The following is a 17,537-nucleotide window of genomic DNA, read 5'->3' as shown; positions in this document are numbered from 1 at the left end:
GGCAAAGCCTTTTGGGTTACCTTTTCGGCGTTTGGAAAAGGTGACCCGCCGTAAGGGCGGAACCCTAAGCCGCCATCACAAAAAAACGGATATTCACCCCAAACAACCCCAAACATGGTCGGCCCAAAGGCCGCCAAGTCAAAAGCGTCAAAGCCGAAAATGCCCAACCATCCCCCGCAACTCACTCCCCAACTGCGCCAGCTCAATACTCGAAGCCGCATTCCCACGCATCGCAATCGACGACTGATCCGCACTCGCGCGAATACTCGTCACACTGCGATTGATCTCCTCCGCCACCGAACTCTGCTCCTCCGCCGCCGCTGCAATCTGCTGATTCATCTGCTGAATCAACGAAACCGCCGCCGCAATACTCCCCAACGCACTCTCAGTCTGCAACGCATCACTCACCGCCAGCTTCACCAACTCACCGCTACTCTGAATCTGCTGCACCGACGAATGCGCCGCCGAGCGCAATGCACTGACCAGCCGCTCAATCTCTTCGGTCGATTGCTGCGTGCGTCGAGCCAATGCGCGTACCTCATCGGCCACCACCGCAAAGCCCCTGCCCTGCTCCCCGGCCCGCGCCGCCTCGATCGCCGCATTCAATGCCAACAGATTGGTCTGCTCGGCAACGCTTTTGATCACACCCAGCACCGTCCCGATATTCTGGATTTCGGCACTGAGACTCTCGATGCTTGAGCTGGCCGAATTCGCCGAATCCGCCAGTTGCTCGATCCGCGCCATGCTCTGGCGCACCACTTGCTGACCACTCTCGACCTTGCCGTCCGCCGTCTGCGCCGCCAACGCCGCTTCTTCAGCGTTGCGCGCGACATCGTGGACGGTGGCGGTCATCTGGTTCATGGCGGTGGCCACCTGTTCGGTTTCTTCCTTCTGACTGCTGACCTCAAGATTGGTCTGCTCGGTGACGGCCGACAGCGACTGCGCGGAACTGGCCAATTGTTCGATACCAGCCTGCAACCCACTGACAATCGTGCTCAACCCCGCGCCCATCTGCTGCATCGCCAACATCAGTTGGCCAATCTCGTCACGGCGAGTGACTTCCACGGTCGCACTCAAATCACCGGCCGCAATGCGCTGCGCGACATTGATCACACTGCGCAACGGCGCGACGATCAGCCGAGTAATCAGCCACGCCGCAATCAAACCGACCAACAGCGCCAGTGCCGAAGAACCTACAATCAACAGCGAGTTCTTTTTCAGCTCGGCCTGCATGGCGGCATCTTCGGCAACGTAAGCCTGATCCACCCGTTCCACCACTTGTGCCGCGCGCTGATGCAATTGCTCGTAGACAGTCTTTTCCTGTGCGAGCAATCCGGTGTACTCGGCCAGTTTGTCGTTGAAACCGGCGATGTGCCCCGAAACTTCATTGAGCACCGTCAGATACCCATCGTCCTTGACCGAGGACTTCAGCGCTTCGGCCTGGCTCTGGGCCTGCGCGGCCTGTTCGATATTGCCCTTGCCACCACTGTCATCGCCCTTGCGACTCTGATCCAGGCGAACCCGCGCCTCATTCATCGCTTGCAGCATCAGCCTCGACACCTGGCTGATCTGACTGGCCTGCTCGATGAACTGCGCACCGTCCTTGCCTTCGGTGTCCTTCAGGGTATAGGCACCGTCATCCGCCAGCCCGGCCTGCAACACGTCGAGGTTGTTGGCCACGCTTGAGACTGACCAACTGGCCATTTCCAGCGCCAGATCCTTGGCCTGGGTCAACGAGACAAACTCGTCGAACGCCTTGCGATAGGCGCCCAACGACTGCTCGACATCCGCCATTACCGTGACGTTGGCAGGCGATTGCGCCTTGAGCTCGTTGGCCAGGGCAATCAAGCCATCCACGCCCTCACGCAAGGCATCGGCCGTTTTCGGATTACCGCGCAAGGCATACTCCTGCTCGAGCAATCGAACCTTGAGCAGGCCGCTATTGAGCGAGGACATCTGTTTCAGCCCGTCAAATCGGTGGCTGATGGTTTGCAGGGACCAGACGCCAATCGCCGCCACCAGTGCGGTCAGCAGCAAAACCAGCACAAACCCGATACCCAGTTTTTTCGCCATACCGAGGTTGGCAAAACGTCCTTGCACGGCCGAAATCATTGCGCGTAGTCCCCTGCCAAAGTCAGTTGACGAAGAGTCGCAATGGCCATGAACGAGCACAAGTCTCTGGCATCGGAATAATGGCAAAAAGCTACGCCTGCGTCGTTTTCAGAACACTTGAGGTCGATCCGAACCGGTATTGCGAAAAAACTGTCGAGCCCGCGGATCACAGGCGTAAGCGACGTTGATGCGATGCCAGTCGCCTCCCTCGCCACTGGGGCTGAAGGCATCCGGGGCTGACAGCAAAACACCGCAACGCTGAGCCTGTGCGCGTACTCGCGCCTGATCGGCCACCCGCGCACGTGCCCAGATGAACAAGCCGCCAGTCGGTTTGCCGAACACTTCCCAGTCGGCGTCTTCCAGTGCCTGCAACGCCGCGGCGCGATCGGCATTCAAACGTTGCCGCTGGCGCTGCACCAGTTTGCGATAAGCACCGGTTGCCATCAGGTTGGCCAGCACCGCCTCGGAAAACCTTGAGGCCCCCAGGCCACTGATCATCTTGACCTGGGCAAGCCGCGCAACAATCTCGCTGTCGGCGAGAACAAATCCGACCCTTAACGAACTGCTGAGTGTCTTGGAAAAACTGCCGACGTAAATCACTCGCCCTTCATCGTCCAGCGCGGCCAGTCGAGTACCGTTGCCAGTGTGCAGGTCGGCGTAGACATCGTCTTCGATCACGCGCAAATCGTAGGTCTTGCTCAATTGCACGATGCGCTGCGCCACCGCCGGCGTCAGGCAACTGCCAGTCGGGTTCTGGTGATGGCTGTTGATGAACAATGCACTGGGCTGAAACTGGCGCAGCAACGCCTCGAGCGCGACAGTATCCGGCCCGCTCGGTGTGCGGTGCACTTCAAGCATCCGTACCCCGTGCAGCCGCAACAGGTCGAACAACGGCGCGTAACCGGGGGTTTCGACCACCACACAGTCGCCGGCCTTGAACAAGGTTCGAACGATCAGATCCAGCGCGTGACTGGCGCCGCACGTGCTAAGCAACTGCGTGCTGCGGGCCTCGACCCCGAACAATCTCAGGCGTTTGACGATCTGCTCACGCAATGCCGCAAGGCCCAGCGGCGTGCTGTAGTTGAACAGGCTGGCCATGTCGGTGCGCGCCACCTCTCGCAGCGCATAGCTGAGATCGTCAGGTTCGCGCCAGCTCTGCGGCAAACCGCCGCCGCCAAGCTTCAGACCACTCGCGGCCCCACACACCGCATCACACCAGGCAAGCCGGCTCTCGAAGGGTACGGACTCATCCTCTGCGCCCGTCGTCGACGGCGACGCTGCCACGATAAACCCCGCACCTTGGCGGGTGGTCAGGACGCCCTGCGAAACCAGCCGTTCGCACGCCTCGACGACACACGACTGGCTGAGCAGATTACCCCGGGCGATTTGCCGGATCGAGGGCAAACGGGTGTCTGGCGGTACCCCGCTTTGCAGGATCCACTCAGTCAGCCCGTCAACAATCTGCTGTACGACGGGCACCATTGCCTGTCGGTCAATTCTCAATTCCATGAGCAAGCAAACTCCTGTCCGTTTTGCTGGCGGCAGTTAATCACAGCCACGCCGCACAGGCTGTGCGACAACGCCCTCAAAAGCGACTGTTCTAATCATTTGATACACATTGTTTAGTGGTTTAAGTGAAGTGAACACGGCGCATAAAAAAACCCGCACGAATGCGGGTTTTTTCAACAGTGTGATTCAGAACGCGGTAACGCCACCATCCACGGCCAACGAATGACCGGTGGTGAACGCCGCGCCGTCGCTGCACAGATACAACACCGCACTGGCGATCTCCTCGACCTTGCCGATGCGCCCCACCGGATGCATGGCGTTGGCGAACTCGCCTTTCTTCGGATCGGCCTCATAGGCACGACGGAACATGTCGGTGTCGATGACTGCCGGACACACCGCGTTGACGCGGATTTTCTTCTTCGCGTACTCGATGGCCGCCGACTTGGTCAGACCGATCACCGCGTGTTTCGACGCCGCATAAATGCTCATCTTCGGCGCCGCCCCCAGGCCCGCCACCGAGGCGGTGTTGACGATCGCACCGCCCCCTTGAGCCAGCAACAGCGGCAACTGATATTTCATGCACAGCCAGACGCCTTTGACGTTGACGCCCATGATCGCGTCGAACTCGTCCATCGAACCGTCGGCCAGTTTGCCCTTCTCGATTTCGATCCCGGCATTGTTGAAGGCATAGTCGAGACGGCCGTAGGTATTGATTACCTCGTCCATCAGATTTTTCACTTCGCTTTCGACGGTAACGTTACAGCGCACGAAGGTCGCTTCGCCGCCGGCTGTACGAATAAGCGCGACAGTGCCCTCCCCTCCGGCAGTATCCAAATCGGCCACCACCACTTTCAAACCTTCGGCGGCGAATGCCTGGGCCGTTGCGCGGCCGATGCCGTTGGCGGCTCCCGTGACTACGGCAACCTGACCGGAAAACGTCATGCTCATTGTTATGTCCTCGAACGGATAGATGCGGGGCGGTTTAGACATGCAGCGCAATTGCAGCATAGCGACAAGGGTTTGCCGGACGTCAGCACTATCAGAAGGCTGTCTATGTGCCCATGCGTCGCAGTGATAAATCCATGCCTATGACTATCACTGCATTGGATCGGCGTGCATTCGCCGCATCAGCCAACCTTGCGGCATCGCCCATGAAGGTCTATCAACAAGGCTTCATTCAACTTGAGTGCCTGTCATGACTTCCCAGACCAATCGCCAGTTCCTGCTCGCCAAACGCCCGGTGGGTGCCGCCACCCGCGAGACCTTCACCTATCAGGAAGTGCCGGTCGGGGAACCTGCGGCAGGACAGATTCTGGTCAAGAACGAATACCTGTCCCTCGACCCGGCCATGCGCGGCTGGATGAATGAAGGCAAGTCCTACATTCCGCCGGTCGGTATCGGCGAAGTCATGCGCGCCTTGGGCGTAGGCAAAGTCGTCGCATCGAACAACCCGGGGTTTGCAGTCGGGGACTACGTCAATGGCGCCCTTGGCGTGCAGGATTACTTCCTCGGCGAACCCAGAGGTTTCTACAAAGTCGATCCGAAACTGGCACCGCTGCCGGTTTATCTATCTGCGCTGGGCATGACCGGCATGACTGCTTACTTCGCCCTGCTTGATGTCGGCGCACCGAAGGCCGGCGACACCGTGGTGCTTTCCGGCGCGGCCGGTGCGGTGGGCAGCATTGCCGGACAGATCGCCAAGATCAAAGGTTGCCGCGTGGTCGGCATTGCCGGCGGTGCCGACAAGTGCAAATTCCTTATTGATGAATTGGGCTTTGACGGCGCCATCGACTACAAGAGCGAAGACGTGGTTGCAGGGCTTAAACGTGAATGCCCGAAAGGCGTCGATGTTTATTTCGATAACGTCGGCGGCGATATTCTCGACGCGGTGTTGAGCCGTCTGAACATGAAGGCGCGAGTGGTGATCTGCGGTGCGATCAGCCAATACAACAACAAAGAGGCGGTGAAAGGCCCGGCCAACTACCTGTCGCTGCTGGTCAATCGTGCGCGGATGGAAGGTTTTGTGGTGATGGACCATGCCGCACAATTCGCTGCCGCCGGACAGGAAATGGCCGGCTGGATGGCCAAGGGCGAACTCAAGAGCAAGGAAGATATTGTCGAGGGGCTGGAGACGTTCCCGGAGACGCTGATGAAATTGTTCAGCGGTGAGAATTTCGGCAAGTTGGTGTTGAAGGTTTAAAACAAAGTCAAAAGGATCTCAGCCTGTAGGCAGCCCATGTAGGAGCTGCCAAAGGCTGCGATCTTTTTACCGCTTGCAGCCATTTATATCAGCTGAGGGAAGGTCAAAAGATCGCAGGCTGCGCAGGGTCTGATCAGGCGATTTCGGCGACGACGGAGGCCAACGCCTGCGCCGGATCAGTCGCCTGGCTGATCGGACGGCCGATCACCAGGTAATCGGAGCCTGCATCCAGCGCCTGACGCGGGGTCAGAATGCGCCGTTGATCGTCCTGCGCGCTGCCCGCCGGGCGAATCCCCGGGGTCACCAGTTGCAGCGACGGATGCGCAGTTTTCAGCGCTTGGGCTTCCAGTGCCGAGCACACCAGACCATCCATCCCGGCTTTCTCGGCCAGTGCTGCCAGACGCAGAACCTGCTCTTGCGGCTCGATATCCAGACCAATACCCGCCAGGTCTTCGCGTTCCATGCTGGTCAGCACGGTTACGCCGATCAGCAACGGCTGCGGGCCGCTGCGCTTGTCCAGCACTTCACGGCAGGCTGCCATCATGCGCATACCGCCGGAGCAGTGAACGTTGACCATCCAGACGCCCATCTCGGCAGCCGCTTTTACGGCCATCGCAGTGGTGTTGGGAATATCGTGGAATTTCAGATCAAGGAATACTTCAAAGCCTTTGTCCCGCAGGGTGCCGACAATTTCAGCGGCGCAACTGGTGAACAGTTCCTTGCCCACTTTGACCCGGCACAGTTTCGGGTCTAACTGGTCGGCCAGCTTCAGTGCGGCGTCACGGGTGGGGAAATCCAGGGCGACGATGATAGGAGTCTGGCAGACGGACATTGGAAGGGCTCTCAGGCAGGTCGAAATCGGCGCGCATTGTAGCGGAACCGGCGGCGGCGCGGCACCCGATGATCGGTAAATCGTCGTGCCAGCCGAGATCAGCATAGCGCTCGCTGCTATTGTGTCGACTCCGATACACAGCCGACATGTCGCCAACACGCGCCCGCGCTAGCCTCGCCAGCCGCAACACGTCCTTACATCAGCACTTCCCGCCTCACCGCCGGACGCCTATGCTGAAACCACCACCTCGCAGCCCATCTTTGTGGTTGGCGGCCTACTGGCAGATGAACAGCCCCATGCACAACACCCAAACCACCATGACGGATGAGCAAAAAGACGACAAGCGCTGGAGCATTCGTGCACTGATCGTCGACGATGACGTGCCGATCCGCGAATTGATGATCGACTACCTCGCGCGTTTCAACATCCACGCGAGCGGCGTCACTGATGGCACAGCGATGCGCCAGGCCATGCAAGCCGAGCATTTCGATGTGGTGGTGCTGGACCTGATGCTGCCCGGCGAGGACGGCTTGTCGCTGTGCCGCTGGCTGCGCGCCGAATCGGACATCCCGATCCTGATGCTCACCGCACGCTGCGAGCCCACCGACCGCATCATCGGCCTCGAACTCGGCGCCGACGACTACATGGCCAAACCGTTCGAGCCACGCGAACTCGTCGCGCGAATCCAGACCATCCTGCGCCGCGTGCGCGATGATCGCACCGAGCAGCGGGCGAACATCCGCTTCGACAACTGGCGTCTGAACAGCGTCCTGCGCCAACTGGTCGCCGACGATGGCCTCGTGGTGCCGCTGTCCAACGCCGAATTTCGCCTGCTCTGGGTGTTTATCGAACGTCCGCGCCGGGTACTCAGCCGCGAACAATTGCTCGACGCTGCGCGCGGTCGCTCGATCGAAGCGTTCGACCGCAGCATCGACTTGCTGGTCTCGCGCCTGCGACAGAAACTCGGCGACGATCCAAAAGCCCCGCAGTTGATCAAAACCGTGCGCGGTGAAGGTTACCTGTTCGACGCCCGAGACATCGGCTGATGCGAGCGCGCTTCGACACGCTGTTCGGCCGTCTGTTTGGCGTGCTGTTCTTGGCGATCGTCCTGGCGCACTTGCTCGCTTTTACCTGGTTCCGCCTCTACGGCCCACCCCCGCCTCCGCCGCCACCGGAATTTTCCCAGAACATCGAAGGCCAACAGCCGCCACACGATCCGCGCTACCCACCACGCCCACCGCGCCCCTGGTTCGGCGGCCCGATCGTGCCGCTGACTTTTCAGTTCATCACCTTGATGATCGCCGCCTGGTACGGCGCCAAGTTGCTCAGTCGACCGATCCAGCGCCTGAGCGACGCCGCTGAAAGGCTCAGCGAAGACCTCGACAGCCCACCGCTGGATGAGTCCGGCCCACGCGAGGCGCGGCAAGCGGCGCACACCTTCAACTTGATGCAGCGGCGCATTCGCGAACAAGTCCAACAGCGCGCGCGCATGCTCGGCGCGGTGTCCCATGACCTGCGCACACCCTTGTCACGATTGAAACTGCGCCTGGAAAACATCAGCGACGACAAGCTGCAAAGCCAGATGCGCCAGGACCTGAACGACATGATCGCCATGCTCGACGCCACTCTCACCTACCTGCACGAGCAACGCACCAGCGAAGTCCTGCAGCTGATGGACGTGCAGGCGCTGGTCGAATCATTGTGCGAAAACGCTCAGGACCAGGGCGCAGACGTACACGTCAGCGGCCACTGCGCACCGCTGCCGGTGCAGCCGATGGCGCTGCGGTCCTGCCTCAACAACCTGATGGATAACGCCCTGCGTTACGCCGGGCAGGCGCGCATCGAATTGCACGATCAGCGCGAGCAACTGCTGATCCGCGTGATCGACCATGGGCCGGGGATTGCCGAGGACAAACGTGAAGCGGTGTTTGAACCGTTCTTTCGTCTGGAAGGATCGCGCAACCGCAATTCCGGTGGGGTCGGGCTGGGCATGACCATCGCCCGGGAAGCCGCGCAACGACTGGGCGGGCAATTGAACCTGGAAGAAACACCGGGCGGTGGTCTCACAGCGATCATTCGTCTGCCCCGCACCTGAAAACACCCACCCTGCAGGAGTGAGCCTGCTCGCGATAGCGGTACATCCGTCGATATTGATGTCGACTGACACGCCGTCATCGCGAGCAGGCTCACTCCTACAGGTTCAATGGTAATCGTTCGATCTGTGTACCAGCCGGTACAAACTCCACATACCCACGACAACTTGCACCTTGAGGCTGCATAAGCCGGTACGCCCACCGGTTTTCCAGTCCAAGGAGTGAGCCCGATGATCGGTAGCGTCAGCAACTACACGAGCTATACCAGCACCAACAGCACCGCCACGCAAAACGCCCGCAGCCAGCAACTGCAAAAAGACCTGTTCGCCAAACTCGACAGCAACGGCGACGGCGCGGTGGATCAGGACGAACTGAACAGCGCCCTGTCGCAAAAGTCCGACGACGGCCTGCTCGTCAACCTGAGCAAACAATTCGGCGACCTGGACAGCGACGGCAGCGGAAGCCTCAACGCCGAAGAAATGACGGCCATGGCGCCGCCGCCACCACCACCGCCGCAAGACCAAGCTCCCAACACCGACCTGGCCGACGCCCTGATCAGCGCCCTCGACACTGACGGCGACGGCGCCATCAGCAACGATGAACTCAGCAGCGGCCTGACCAGCGCCGGTAGCACCGATGACAGTGCTGCGTTGCTCAAGGTACTGGATAGCGACAGCAGCGGCGGCGTGAGCAGCGATGAGTTGAAAGCGGCTTTGCAGGCAGGGCGTGAACGTCCTGACGAAGAGCAGACCGCCAGTGTCCAGACCAGCTCTGAAGCGTTGAACCGCATGATTGCCAACTTGAGCAAGCAGTACTCGCTGGATAATGCGGCGCCAGTGGGCAAGTACCTCAACGTCGCTACGTAACCCGCCTACTGTAGGAGCTGTCGAGTGGAACGAGGCTGCGATCTTTTGATTTTGCTTTTTGAATTATTAGCAAGATCAACAGATCGTGGCGTTTGGCGGTTCTTGCATGTGTGTGGGGGTTGGGGGGGTGGGGGCATATCCGTTGCTGCGGTAACGGCTGCTTAGGGTTCCGCCCTTACGGCGGGTCACTTTTTCCAGACGCCGAAAAAGTAACCAAAAAGGCTGCCCCCTGACGTTCGGCACTTCGCTGAGGCTCAGTGTTCCCTCGCTACGGTGTCCATCCGGGGGCATCGCCTACGGTTTGCTTCGCTGCACCTCCTCTCGATGTATGCGGCTTCGCCGCACGGCGCTGCGCGCCTACCCCCTGATGAACACCTACGCTCGGCCTGCCGATGGGGCAAAAAATCAAGAGCCAGATCAAGAGCCAGATCAAGAGCCAAGGCCAGATCAAGAGCCCCTCACCCTAGCCCTCTCCCGGAGGGAGAGGGGACTGATTGAGGTGATTGGGCAAGGTGCGCCGACGTGGGATACCGAGTCGAACTCAGATTCTGAAAGCCTCACACATCGGCTCCCTCTCCTCGGGGAGAGGGGTGAATCCAACACCGAACAAAAGCCGACCGCATGCTCTCCCACCACTCAACACAATGAGCGCAAGCTCGAGTACCGCTCTTGATCTTGATCTCGGAGCCCGTCGGCAGGCTGAGTGGAGGGATTGATCCGGGGTTGGGAGCGCAGCGACCGTTCGACGAAGTCGAACACATCGAGAGGAGGTGCAGCGAAGCAAACCGGAGGCGATGCCCCCGGATCAATTCCGCAGCGAAGGAACCCGAGCCACAGCGAGGGCCGTACCTCAGGGTAAAGCCTTTTTGGTTATTTTTTCGCTGGGCCGGCACCCCGGCGTCTGGAAAAAGTGACCCGCCGTAAGGGCGGAACCCTAATCAGCCATCACCACAAAAACGGATATACACACCTCAAAGCGCCCCTAAACCCGAGCCTGACTCTTACTCCAGTCCGTCAACAAACTATAAGCCACCGCCAAAAGCGTAGGCCCGATAAACAACCCGATAAACCCAAACGCAATCAACCCGCCAAACACCCCAAGCAACACAATCACCAACGGCAAATTCCCGCCTCGGCTGATCAGATAAGGTTTCAACACGTTATCCACGCCACTGATGATCAACGCGCCCCAGATCCCCAAAAACACCGCCATCCCATACTCGCCCTTCCAGGCCAGCCAAGCCGTGGCCGGCACCCACACCAACGGTGGCCCCATCGGAATCAGACTCAGCAGAAACGTCACGATCCCCAGCACCAGCGCACCCGGCACCCCGGCAATCAGGAACCCGATCAACGCCAGAACCGCCTGCGCCGCTGCCGTGCCGATCACCCCGTTGACCACCCGCTGCACCGTTCCGGCAACCAGTTCGATGTAGTACCCGGCGCGATCACCGATCAAACGCTCCAGCAAACCGTGCACGAACGCCGCCAGACGCGGCCCGTCGCGATAGAAAAAGAACACAAAGACAATGCTCAGCGTCAGCTCGAGAATTCCGCCGCCGATCTGCGCACTGCGCGCCAGCAACCAGTTACCGACCTGCCCCAGATAAGGCTTGATCGACACCATCAACGCAGCGCCCTGCTGATCGATGCTGTCCCAAATGCCGACCAGCCGTTCGCCCACAAGCGGCACACTGCCGAGCCAGGTCGGCGCCTCCGGCAACCCATCTACCTGCACATCCTTGATGAACGCCGTCGCGTCACGCACATGATCGGCGAGGTTGAAGCCCAGCCAGACCAGCGGCGCCGCCACCAGTAACATCCAGCCCAGGGTCAGAATCGCCGCCGCGAGTGATTCGCGGCCATTGAGTAGCCGGGTCAAAAGACGCATCAGCGGCCAACTGGCAAACGCCAGTACTGCGCCCCAGAACAGCGCCGACCAGAACGGCGCCATCACCCACAGGCTGGCGCCAAACAACACCAGCAGCAGGATCTGCACCAGCAGTCGATCGTTATTGAGCATGTAAGGTCTCGAAAAAGTCAGTCAGGCAAAGAGTAGGCGAACATGCTGCGCGTGCCCGCCCGATGCAGCTTATCGCAACAGATCAATGCGCAAACCTGTGCCATCGACCTTGCCGGTTTCCATCCGCGCCGCGCGCACGCCCTGATTGATCAATGCCTGGCGCCAGGCCTCGGCTTTGGGCCCCGACACTGTCACCCGCTGCGTGGTATCGAGATTCAGTCCACGAGAAATCAGGCGCAACCAGGTGTCATCCGGGTCATTCACGAGTTTGGGGAAATCCAGCTCACCCGTGCTCTTGAGCTGGCGCAGCAGGGTCGCCGACGTCGGCAGCAACTCGCCCAGCGGCGCAGCCGCTTCGAACTGTTCGACATGCAGATAGGCTTTGCGATTGCCCCGCGTGATGCTGTAGAGCGCCACCAGCGTGTTGTCCCGCGGTGCGGCCAGCCTCAGCAACAAATACGCCTGTTGTTCGTCGGCACCGTACAGCTTGGCATTGCCGAACACCTCGTTGGCCCACAGGCTGCTTTCGCCGCAGTCGCGGGCCTGGCACCAGAACAGCAACTCGGCGTCCTGCTTTTGCAGGGCTTCGCGGGCGGCGGTGAAGGCTTCGGTGGCGGCGTGTTCGGGTGGCAACTCGTAAGTGACCGAGGTCGTCTGGCCACGGGCAGTGACCTGGCCGTCAAAGCGCAACTGGCCGCTGATCTTGCGGATCGAGCCCAAGGGGTAAATCCGCTCCTGCTCTGCCGGAGCGCGATAGTCGACGATTTGCGCGTCGGCCAGTCGCGGCACGATCTGCAGATCCTGACTGCCCGGCACATCGGCGGCGAACGAAATGGAACTGAAGCAGCACAGCGCCAACAGACTGAGTGACCGCATAGTCAGGCTCATCGGATCGGCATGGCTTGGCGGATCGGGGTCGTAGCGGTATAGAAATCCATCGTGGTTGTCTCCCATTTCAACCCGCCCAGCCTCGACAGTTGCCCGGTGCAAGTCAAGGAATGGCGAAGAACCGATTGAAACAGTCTGCGACAAGATCCGCACCGGCCTCGTCGTTCAGGTGCAAATGGTGCCCGCCGGGCAGCTGTTCCCGGCTAAAGGGTAGACGCTCCAGCAGCTCAGGATGCTTGGCCAGCATGCCGTCCGCCGCGACCACCAATTGCGCCGGGCAACCGATGCGCTGGACGAAGGCCATCGCCTGCTCCTGAGTCAGGCGCAGTGGCGATGGCAGGGTCAGGCGATTGTCGGTGCGCCAGGTGTAACCGCCGGGTACCGGCATCAAGCCGCGCTGGGCCAGCAACTCTGCGGCCTCCCGACTGACCGCGACCAGGCCTTTCATCCGCGCCTCGATGGCACGGTCGAGGGTGTTGTAGACCGGTTTGCGCTTGTCGCGCAGATCCAGTTGCGCTTGCAGGGCCATGCCCATGCGCTCGGCAGCGTTTTCGCCCTTGTCTGTAGGAGGAATCACCCCATCGATCAACGCCAGATGAGTGATCCGATCCGGCAACGATCCCGCCAGCACCATGGAAACAATCGCGCCCATGGAATGCCCGAGCAGGCCGAAACGCTTCCAGCCCAGTTGCTCGGCGACTTGCAATACGTCATGGGCGTAGTCCCACAGCGCATACCCGGCGCCGTGCGGCCGATGCCCGGAATGCCCGTGTCCAGCCATGTCCAGCGCGATAATGCGCAGGCCTTTGAGCTTCGGCGCGAGACGGGCAAAGCTGTTGGCGTTGTCGAGCCAGCCATGCAAGGCAATCACCGGCACACCGTCTTCGGGGCCGAACAAATGCGCTGCCAACTCGATATGCGGCAGGCTCAGGCGCACTTCTTCGAAGGTCGGGGTCATGCGCAATCCTTGTCCAGGGGGTTTTCCCAGCGCGTAAACAGATTCTTCAACAGCCGTGCGGTGTCTTGCGGACGCTCCAGGGGAAACATATGGCCACCGGGCATGCTCAGCGCTTCACCTTGGGCAAGACGCGAAACGAAGCGCGTGTGATGACGCATGACCACACGGCTGGTGTGCCCACGCACCACCGCCAGCGGCACTTGCAACTGGCGGGTGCGGCCGGGGCTGGTGTGCGGCACGCCGCGATAAATGCTGATTTCGGTGGCCGGGTCGAAGCGCAGGCGCAGTTTGTCGCCCACCTGGTGCAAGCCATGCTGCAGGTAGGCATCGAAGCATTCCGGGTCGAACCCGCGAAACAGGCTCTTGCCGGCGAAATAGCTGCGCGCGCTGGCGAGGTCGGTAAATTCTTCACGTCGGCCAAGGGTGCGGCCGGCCGGGGTCAGTCTGTCGATGAAGCCGAAGCGCTTGGCGGCGCGGATCACCCATTGGTCGGTGCGGGTCAGCACCGGCGAATCGAGCATCACCACACCGCGATACAACTCAGGGCAACGCAACGCCGCATGCAGGTGCAGCACACCGCCAAAGGAGTGGCCGACGCCCCACACTGGCTGGTCTTGCTGCTGCAAATGGTGGATCAATTCGTCGACAAGGTTGTACCAGTTGTCATCTGCCGGGAAACGCGGGTCATGAGCATGCTGCTCCAGATGCGCGACCCGATACTCGGGCGCCAGCGCCGCGAACAACTTGCCGTAGGTGCCCGAAGGAAACCCGTTGGCGTGGGCGAAAAAGATAGGTTGCGACATGCTGGCAAATCCATGAGCGGGAAACGTGGCGTTGATTGTCCGCAAGACCGGAGGCTACAGCAATGACCGTAACTGCCAGGAATGATGACAGCGTCGTTTCATCGATGAAAACAATCCGAAAATATCGTCGAAAAACAGCCCTTACCTGTTAGTTCTGACAGTTGACGAGCGTCCGGCAAAGGCGGATGAATGCTGACAGTTCACAGCGTTCTCGGGGGCGCCACCATGCATGCCAAAACGCCAACAGTTTCTGTACGGGATCCTCGCGGACTCGACATCGCCTCGGTGTCCTACTGCCGCGAAGTCCCCGGCGCCGAGGCGCAACCGCGGATTTACCGACAAACCTATGATGCCGCAGGTCGCCCGACGGTCAGCCTTGATCCCCGCCTGCACGAACTGTTGAAGACTGAACCAGACGCCCGACCCAACCTGCAAACCATCCACGGACTGACGGGTGTGGCTCTGCGCAGCGACAGCGTGGATGCGGGCAGTCGTCTGATATTGCCAGGGTTAGCCAAAGAGACGGTTGTCGGCTGGGACAGCCTGTTGACTGAGGTCCGAACCGAATATGACCTCATGTTGCGCCCGGTCAAAAGGATCGAACTGGCTCATGGCGGGCCGGCAAGAAACAGTGCGTTTTACACGTACGGCGACAACGCCGCGCCGTTCGCCTCGCACAATCAATGCGGCAGAGTGGTTCGTATTGACGACAGTGCTGGCTCAATACTTTTTTCAAGCTACGCACTGACGGGCGGCGTCGCTTCCCAGACCCGATACTTTCTTGAAACTCTGGATGAGCCGCACTGGCCGGTTGCCGAGGCCGAGAGAGACCTGCTCCACGAACCCGGCAGCGGAGCCATAACGCGCACAGCCTTCAACGCCATAGGCAACACGCTCTGCGTGGAAGATGCGAAAGGTAATGTGCAGTTTTCCGATCTGAACGTCGCAGGTCAGCTCAGTAGTGTTCGACTGCAACAGGCCGGGGATTCGAATGCTGCACCGCTATTGCACGGCATTCAGTACAGCGCCGGTAATCAGATCCTGCGACAGACTGCCGGCAATGGCGTGACCAGCGAAAACCTGTACGACACGCGGGACGGCCGGCTTCTGGAAATCCGCGCGGGCCTGCCCGGTCAGCCGCCACTGCAACGTCTGCTGTACCAATACGATCAGGTGGGCAATATTCTCCGGATCGAGGACACGGCTCAGCGCACTTATTATTTTCGCAACCAGAGGATCGAACCCGTCAGCGAGTTTACCTACAACAGTCTTTATCAGTTGATCGAGGCTACCGGTCGCCAGCGAATCAACACCCGCAACGGCCCGCATGAACCGGTATTCACCTCCCCCTCCGATCCCGGACAACTGGAAAATTACCGACAGACATACACCTATGATGCTGGCGGCAACCTGACCCTACTGATTCATGGCGCAGCCAGCCAGGGCTGGACCCAGCGCATGGCGATTTCCAGGTACAGCAATCGGGGCCTGACACAAAAGGATGATGGCAGCCTGCCCGACGAGAGTGAAATCGCCGCCGGTTTCGATGCCTGCGGCAAACAGCATCAACTGCTTGCCGGCCAGAACCTGAGCTGGAGCCTCGACCAGCGGCTGCGCCAGGTTGACCAGGTCGTGCGCAAGGAGGCGGCGAACGATTTTGAACGCTACATCTACGATGTCGCCGGGCAACGCCAACGCAAAATTCGCCTGGTCCACAACGGCGTCACCACGCGAACCCACGAAACCCGATACTTGCCGGGACTGGAAATCCGCACGACACCGCAAGAAACGCTGGAGGTGATCTGCGTACAGGCTGGGCGCTGCTCCGTGCAGGTACTCCACTGGACTAACGGCGGCCACGGTGCCGACCAGTTTCACTACAGCCTCAGCAATCATCTGGGCTCCAGCCAGCTGACGCTCGACAAAGACGCCGCACTGATCAGCGAGGAAGAGTATTTCCCTTATGGCGGCACGTCATGGTGGGCCGGTCAGGACAAAGTGCAGGCCAGCTACAAGACGCGGCGTTACTCAGGACAAGAGCGCGACGCTACCGGCCTGTATTACTACGGCCAACGCTTTTACGCCCACTGGTGGATGCGCTGGCTCAGCCCGGACCCGGCAGGCATTGGCGATGGCCTGAACCTGTTTGCGATGGTGCGCGGCAATCCGGTCAGATTCGTCGACCTGCAAGGCCTCGCCGGTTCCGACACGGTCAAGGCGGCTGCAGCAACCGCGGGCCGAGAACTGCCCAGCGCCCTGCTTGCCGCCGGTGCGCAATATACCGTCACCGGAACGCTCTCTCCCCTTGGCGCGGGAGTAACTATTGCCGGTGCAATCGCGGGCGGCATCACCGGAGCGATCAGTGGGTACGCCAGCACTAACTGGGCACAGTCGCGCTTGTCTTTCGATGATCCCGGCAGCATGGCACCTTTTTTAGCTAAAGTCGGCGGAACTGTTCTTGGCGCAGCACTGGGGGCAGCCCCCTCTTTGCTCGGCGCTCTCGACCCATTAGGCAATACCGCTGCAGCCGCGCAAATCGGCAGCGCATTCGGGACTGTGTTTCGCGAACTGTCTTCACAATTTCTCGCCAACGCCGGCCCGAGCAATCCCTCCGTCGGCCGTGCCGATTTCAGCACCGGGGCCGCTAGCATGGGCGCCGTGGGTGCTGCGGGTGGCGCCTTGGGCTATGCTGGCTCGCTGTTGTTTGGCGCCGAGCCTGCGGGACAAGCCTTGCAATCAACCTTGGTCGCCGCCACGGCGACGGCCGTCGGCGCAGCTGGAGCCTCCGCGGCAAGGGGCCTTTTGGGAACGCCCACCAAACCCTCGACAGGCAGCGGGCCGACACTCGACAAGGCCAAAGCCGTCGTCGGGTACAGCAGCCGGCATTTCTTTTCCTCACTGGGTCAACTGGCCAACCTGGCGGTCGCACAAATACCGGGTTTTGACAAATTGGACGCCAATGCTCAGGCAGCAGTCAGTCGAGCGGTCGCCAATGGGATTGGCGACTTGCGCTCGACATTTGTCACCACTGCGACTCCCGGCTTGAGCGCAGATCTGGGCCAGACCCGTTGGGATGTGGAAAATAACACTGTCGGCAGCGGCATCGAACTGGAGGAGGTGCCGATGTCCAGCAATCAGGCCTACGACCCCGCCGCCACAGAGGTGTTCTACATCGTCAGCGAAACGGCGCCCGGTCAACGCAAATACTCGCGATCAAATCTGCACTTTTAGACGGCACATGTGACGACTCAAT

General features: G+C 60.5%; 13 protein-coding genes and 1 pseudogene. 5 read left to right on the top strand and 9 right to left on the bottom strand.

The features are described 5' to 3' along the window. Positions 1–147: 147 nt before the first annotated feature. The 4 genes and pseudogenes from ICA15_RS28650 to ICA15_RS15585 form a co-directional block, all read right to left on the bottom strand. Positions 148–1,011, bottom strand: coding sequence for a methyl-accepting chemotaxis protein (locus ICA15_RS28650; RefSeq protein ID WP_411959658.1), 864 nt, complete (start codon positions 1,009–1,011; stop codon positions 148–150). Beyond that, positions 1,009–1,233 (bottom strand): annotated as a pseudogene (locus tag ICA15_RS28645) (HAMP domain-containing protein); the annotation flags it as partial. The pseudogene ICA15_RS28645 and the gene ICA15_RS28650, both read right to left, overlap by 3 nt. 987 nt (positions 1,234–2,220) lie before the next feature. Next, the gene (locus tag ICA15_RS15590; RefSeq protein WP_210554044.1) at positions 2,221–3,621 is read right to left on the bottom strand and encodes a PLP-dependent aminotransferase family protein; all 1,401 of its coding nucleotides are present in this window, start codon (positions 3,619–3,621) and stop codon (positions 2,221–2,223) included. Between the two features lie 186 nt (positions 3,622–3,807). Beyond that, positions 3,808–4,569: an SDR family oxidoreductase gene (locus ICA15_RS15585; protein WP_150593011.1), complete on the bottom strand. Its 762-nt coding sequence runs from the start codon at positions 4,567–4,569 to the stop codon at positions 3,808–3,810. Between the two features lie 247 nt (positions 4,570–4,816). On the opposite strand from ICA15_RS15585, the gene ICA15_RS15580 reads away from it, so the two are divergent. Continuing rightward, entirely contained in the window at positions 4,817–5,821 is a 1,005-nt protein-coding gene (locus ICA15_RS15580) for an NADP-dependent oxidoreductase (protein WP_150605200.1), read from the top strand. 133 nt (positions 5,822–5,954) lie between these two features. On the opposite strand, the gene pyrF is transcribed toward ICA15_RS15580, so the two are convergent. Continuing rightward, complete coding sequence (pyrF, locus tag ICA15_RS15575) at positions 5,955–6,653, bottom strand: orotidine-5'-phosphate decarboxylase (RefSeq protein ID WP_210554045.1); 699 nt, start codon at positions 6,651–6,653, stop codon at positions 5,955–5,957. 284 nt (positions 6,654–6,937) lie between these two features. On the opposite strand from pyrF, the gene ICA15_RS15570 reads away from it, so the two are divergent. From ICA15_RS15570 to xopAW, 3 genes are all read left to right on the top strand, one after another. Next, the gene (locus ICA15_RS15570; protein ID WP_411959656.1) at positions 6,938–7,699 is read left to right on the top strand and encodes a response regulator; all 762 of its coding nucleotides are present in this window, start codon (positions 6,938–6,940) and stop codon (positions 7,697–7,699) included. Further along, positions 7,699–8,748: an ATP-binding protein gene (locus ICA15_RS15565; protein ID WP_210554046.1), complete on the top strand. Its 1,050-nt coding sequence runs from the start codon at positions 7,699–7,701 to the stop codon at positions 8,746–8,748. The genes ICA15_RS15570 and ICA15_RS15565 overlap by 1 nt, the downstream gene beginning before the upstream one ends. A 228-nt stretch (positions 8,749–8,976) precedes the next feature. Continuing rightward, entirely contained in the window at positions 8,977–9,612 is a 636-nt protein-coding gene (xopAW, locus tag ICA15_RS15560) for an EF-hand domain-containing protein (protein ID WP_210554047.1), read from the top strand. 982 nt (positions 9,613–10,594) lie between these two features. Here the strand turns inward: xopAW and ICA15_RS15555 are convergent. The 4 genes from ICA15_RS15555 to ICA15_RS15540 all read right to left on the bottom strand — a co-directional run bounded on the left by ICA15_RS15555 (position 10,595) and on the right by ICA15_RS15540 (position 14,284). Beyond that, positions 10,595–11,635, bottom strand: coding sequence for an AI-2E family transporter (locus ICA15_RS15555; RefSeq protein ID WP_210554048.1), 1,041 nt, complete (start codon positions 11,633–11,635; stop codon positions 10,595–10,597). A gap of 69 nt (positions 11,636–11,704) precedes the next feature. Next, positions 11,705–12,511, bottom strand: coding sequence for a DUF4892 domain-containing protein (locus ICA15_RS15550; RefSeq protein WP_150604293.1), 807 nt, complete (start codon positions 12,509–12,511; stop codon positions 11,705–11,707). Between the two features lie 115 nt (positions 12,512–12,626). Continuing rightward, a complete protein-coding gene (locus ICA15_RS15545) occupies positions 12,627–13,481 on the bottom strand; it encodes an alpha/beta hydrolase (RefSeq protein ID WP_210554049.1) in 855 nt (284 codons plus the stop codon). Continuing rightward, a complete protein-coding gene (locus ICA15_RS15540; protein ID WP_210554050.1) occupies positions 13,478–14,284 on the bottom strand; it encodes an alpha/beta fold hydrolase in 807 nt (268 codons plus the stop codon). The genes ICA15_RS15545 and ICA15_RS15540 overlap by 4 nt, the downstream gene beginning before the upstream one ends. A 477-nt stretch (positions 14,285–14,761) precedes the next feature. On the opposite strand from ICA15_RS15540, the gene ICA15_RS15535 reads away from it, so the two are divergent. Continuing rightward, positions 14,762–17,515, top strand: a complete 2,754-nt coding sequence (locus ICA15_RS15535; protein ID WP_224450885.1) for an RHS repeat-associated core domain-containing protein — start codon at positions 14,762–14,764, stop codon at positions 17,513–17,515. The last annotated feature ends 22 nt before the right edge of the window (positions 17,516–17,537 follow it).

The sequence above is a fragment of the Pseudomonas sp. P116 genome, from assembly GCF_020149425.1.
In the GTDB taxonomy this organism is placed as follows: domain Bacteria; phylum Pseudomonadota; class Gammaproteobacteria; order Pseudomonadales; family Pseudomonadaceae; genus Aquipseudomonas; species Aquipseudomonas anatoliensis.
Note: the sequence above shows the minus strand (reverse complement) of the source record. Positions and strands in the feature narration are given on the sequence as shown.

Excerpts from the sequence above, each read along its gene's own strand:
- ICA15_RS28650 (WP_411959658.1), bottom strand. The coding sequence starts at position 1,011 with ATGGGCGCGGGGTTGAGCACGATTGTCAGTGGGTTGCAGGCTGGTATC.
- ICA15_RS15590 (WP_210554044.1), bottom strand. The coding sequence starts at position 3,621 with ATGGAATTGAGAATTGACCGACAGGCAATGGTGCCCGTCGTACAGCAG.
- ICA15_RS15585 (WP_150593011.1), bottom strand. The coding sequence starts at position 4,569 with ATGAGCATGACGTTTTCCGGTCAGGTTGCCGTAGTCACGGGAGCCGCC.
- ICA15_RS15580 (WP_150605200.1), top strand. The coding sequence starts at position 4,817 with ATGACTTCCCAGACCAATCGCCAGTTCCTGCTCGCCAAACGCCCGGTG.
- pyrF (WP_210554045.1), bottom strand. The coding sequence starts at position 6,653 with ATGTCCGTCTGCCAGACTCCTATCATCGTCGCCCTGGATTTCCCCACC.
- ICA15_RS15570 (WP_411959656.1), top strand. The coding sequence starts at position 6,938 with ATGAACAGCCCCATGCACAACACCCAAACCACCATGACGGATGAGCAA.
- ICA15_RS15565 (WP_210554046.1), top strand. The coding sequence starts at position 7,699 with ATGCGAGCGCGCTTCGACACGCTGTTCGGCCGTCTGTTTGGCGTGCTG.
- xopAW (WP_210554047.1), top strand. The coding sequence starts at position 8,977 with ATGATCGGTAGCGTCAGCAACTACACGAGCTATACCAGCACCAACAGC.
- ICA15_RS15555 (WP_210554048.1), bottom strand. The coding sequence starts at position 11,635 with ATGCTCAATAACGATCGACTGCTGGTGCAGATCCTGCTGCTGGTGTTG.
- ICA15_RS15550 (WP_150604293.1), bottom strand. The coding sequence starts at position 12,511 with ATGCGGTCACTCAGTCTGTTGGCGCTGTGCTGCTTCAGTTCCATTTCG.
- ICA15_RS15545 (WP_210554049.1), bottom strand. The coding sequence starts at position 13,481 with ATGACCCCGACCTTCGAAGAAGTGCGCCTGAGCCTGCCGCATATCGAG.
- ICA15_RS15540 (WP_210554050.1), bottom strand. The coding sequence starts at position 14,284 with ATGTCGCAACCTATCTTTTTCGCCCACGCCAACGGGTTTCCTTCGGGC.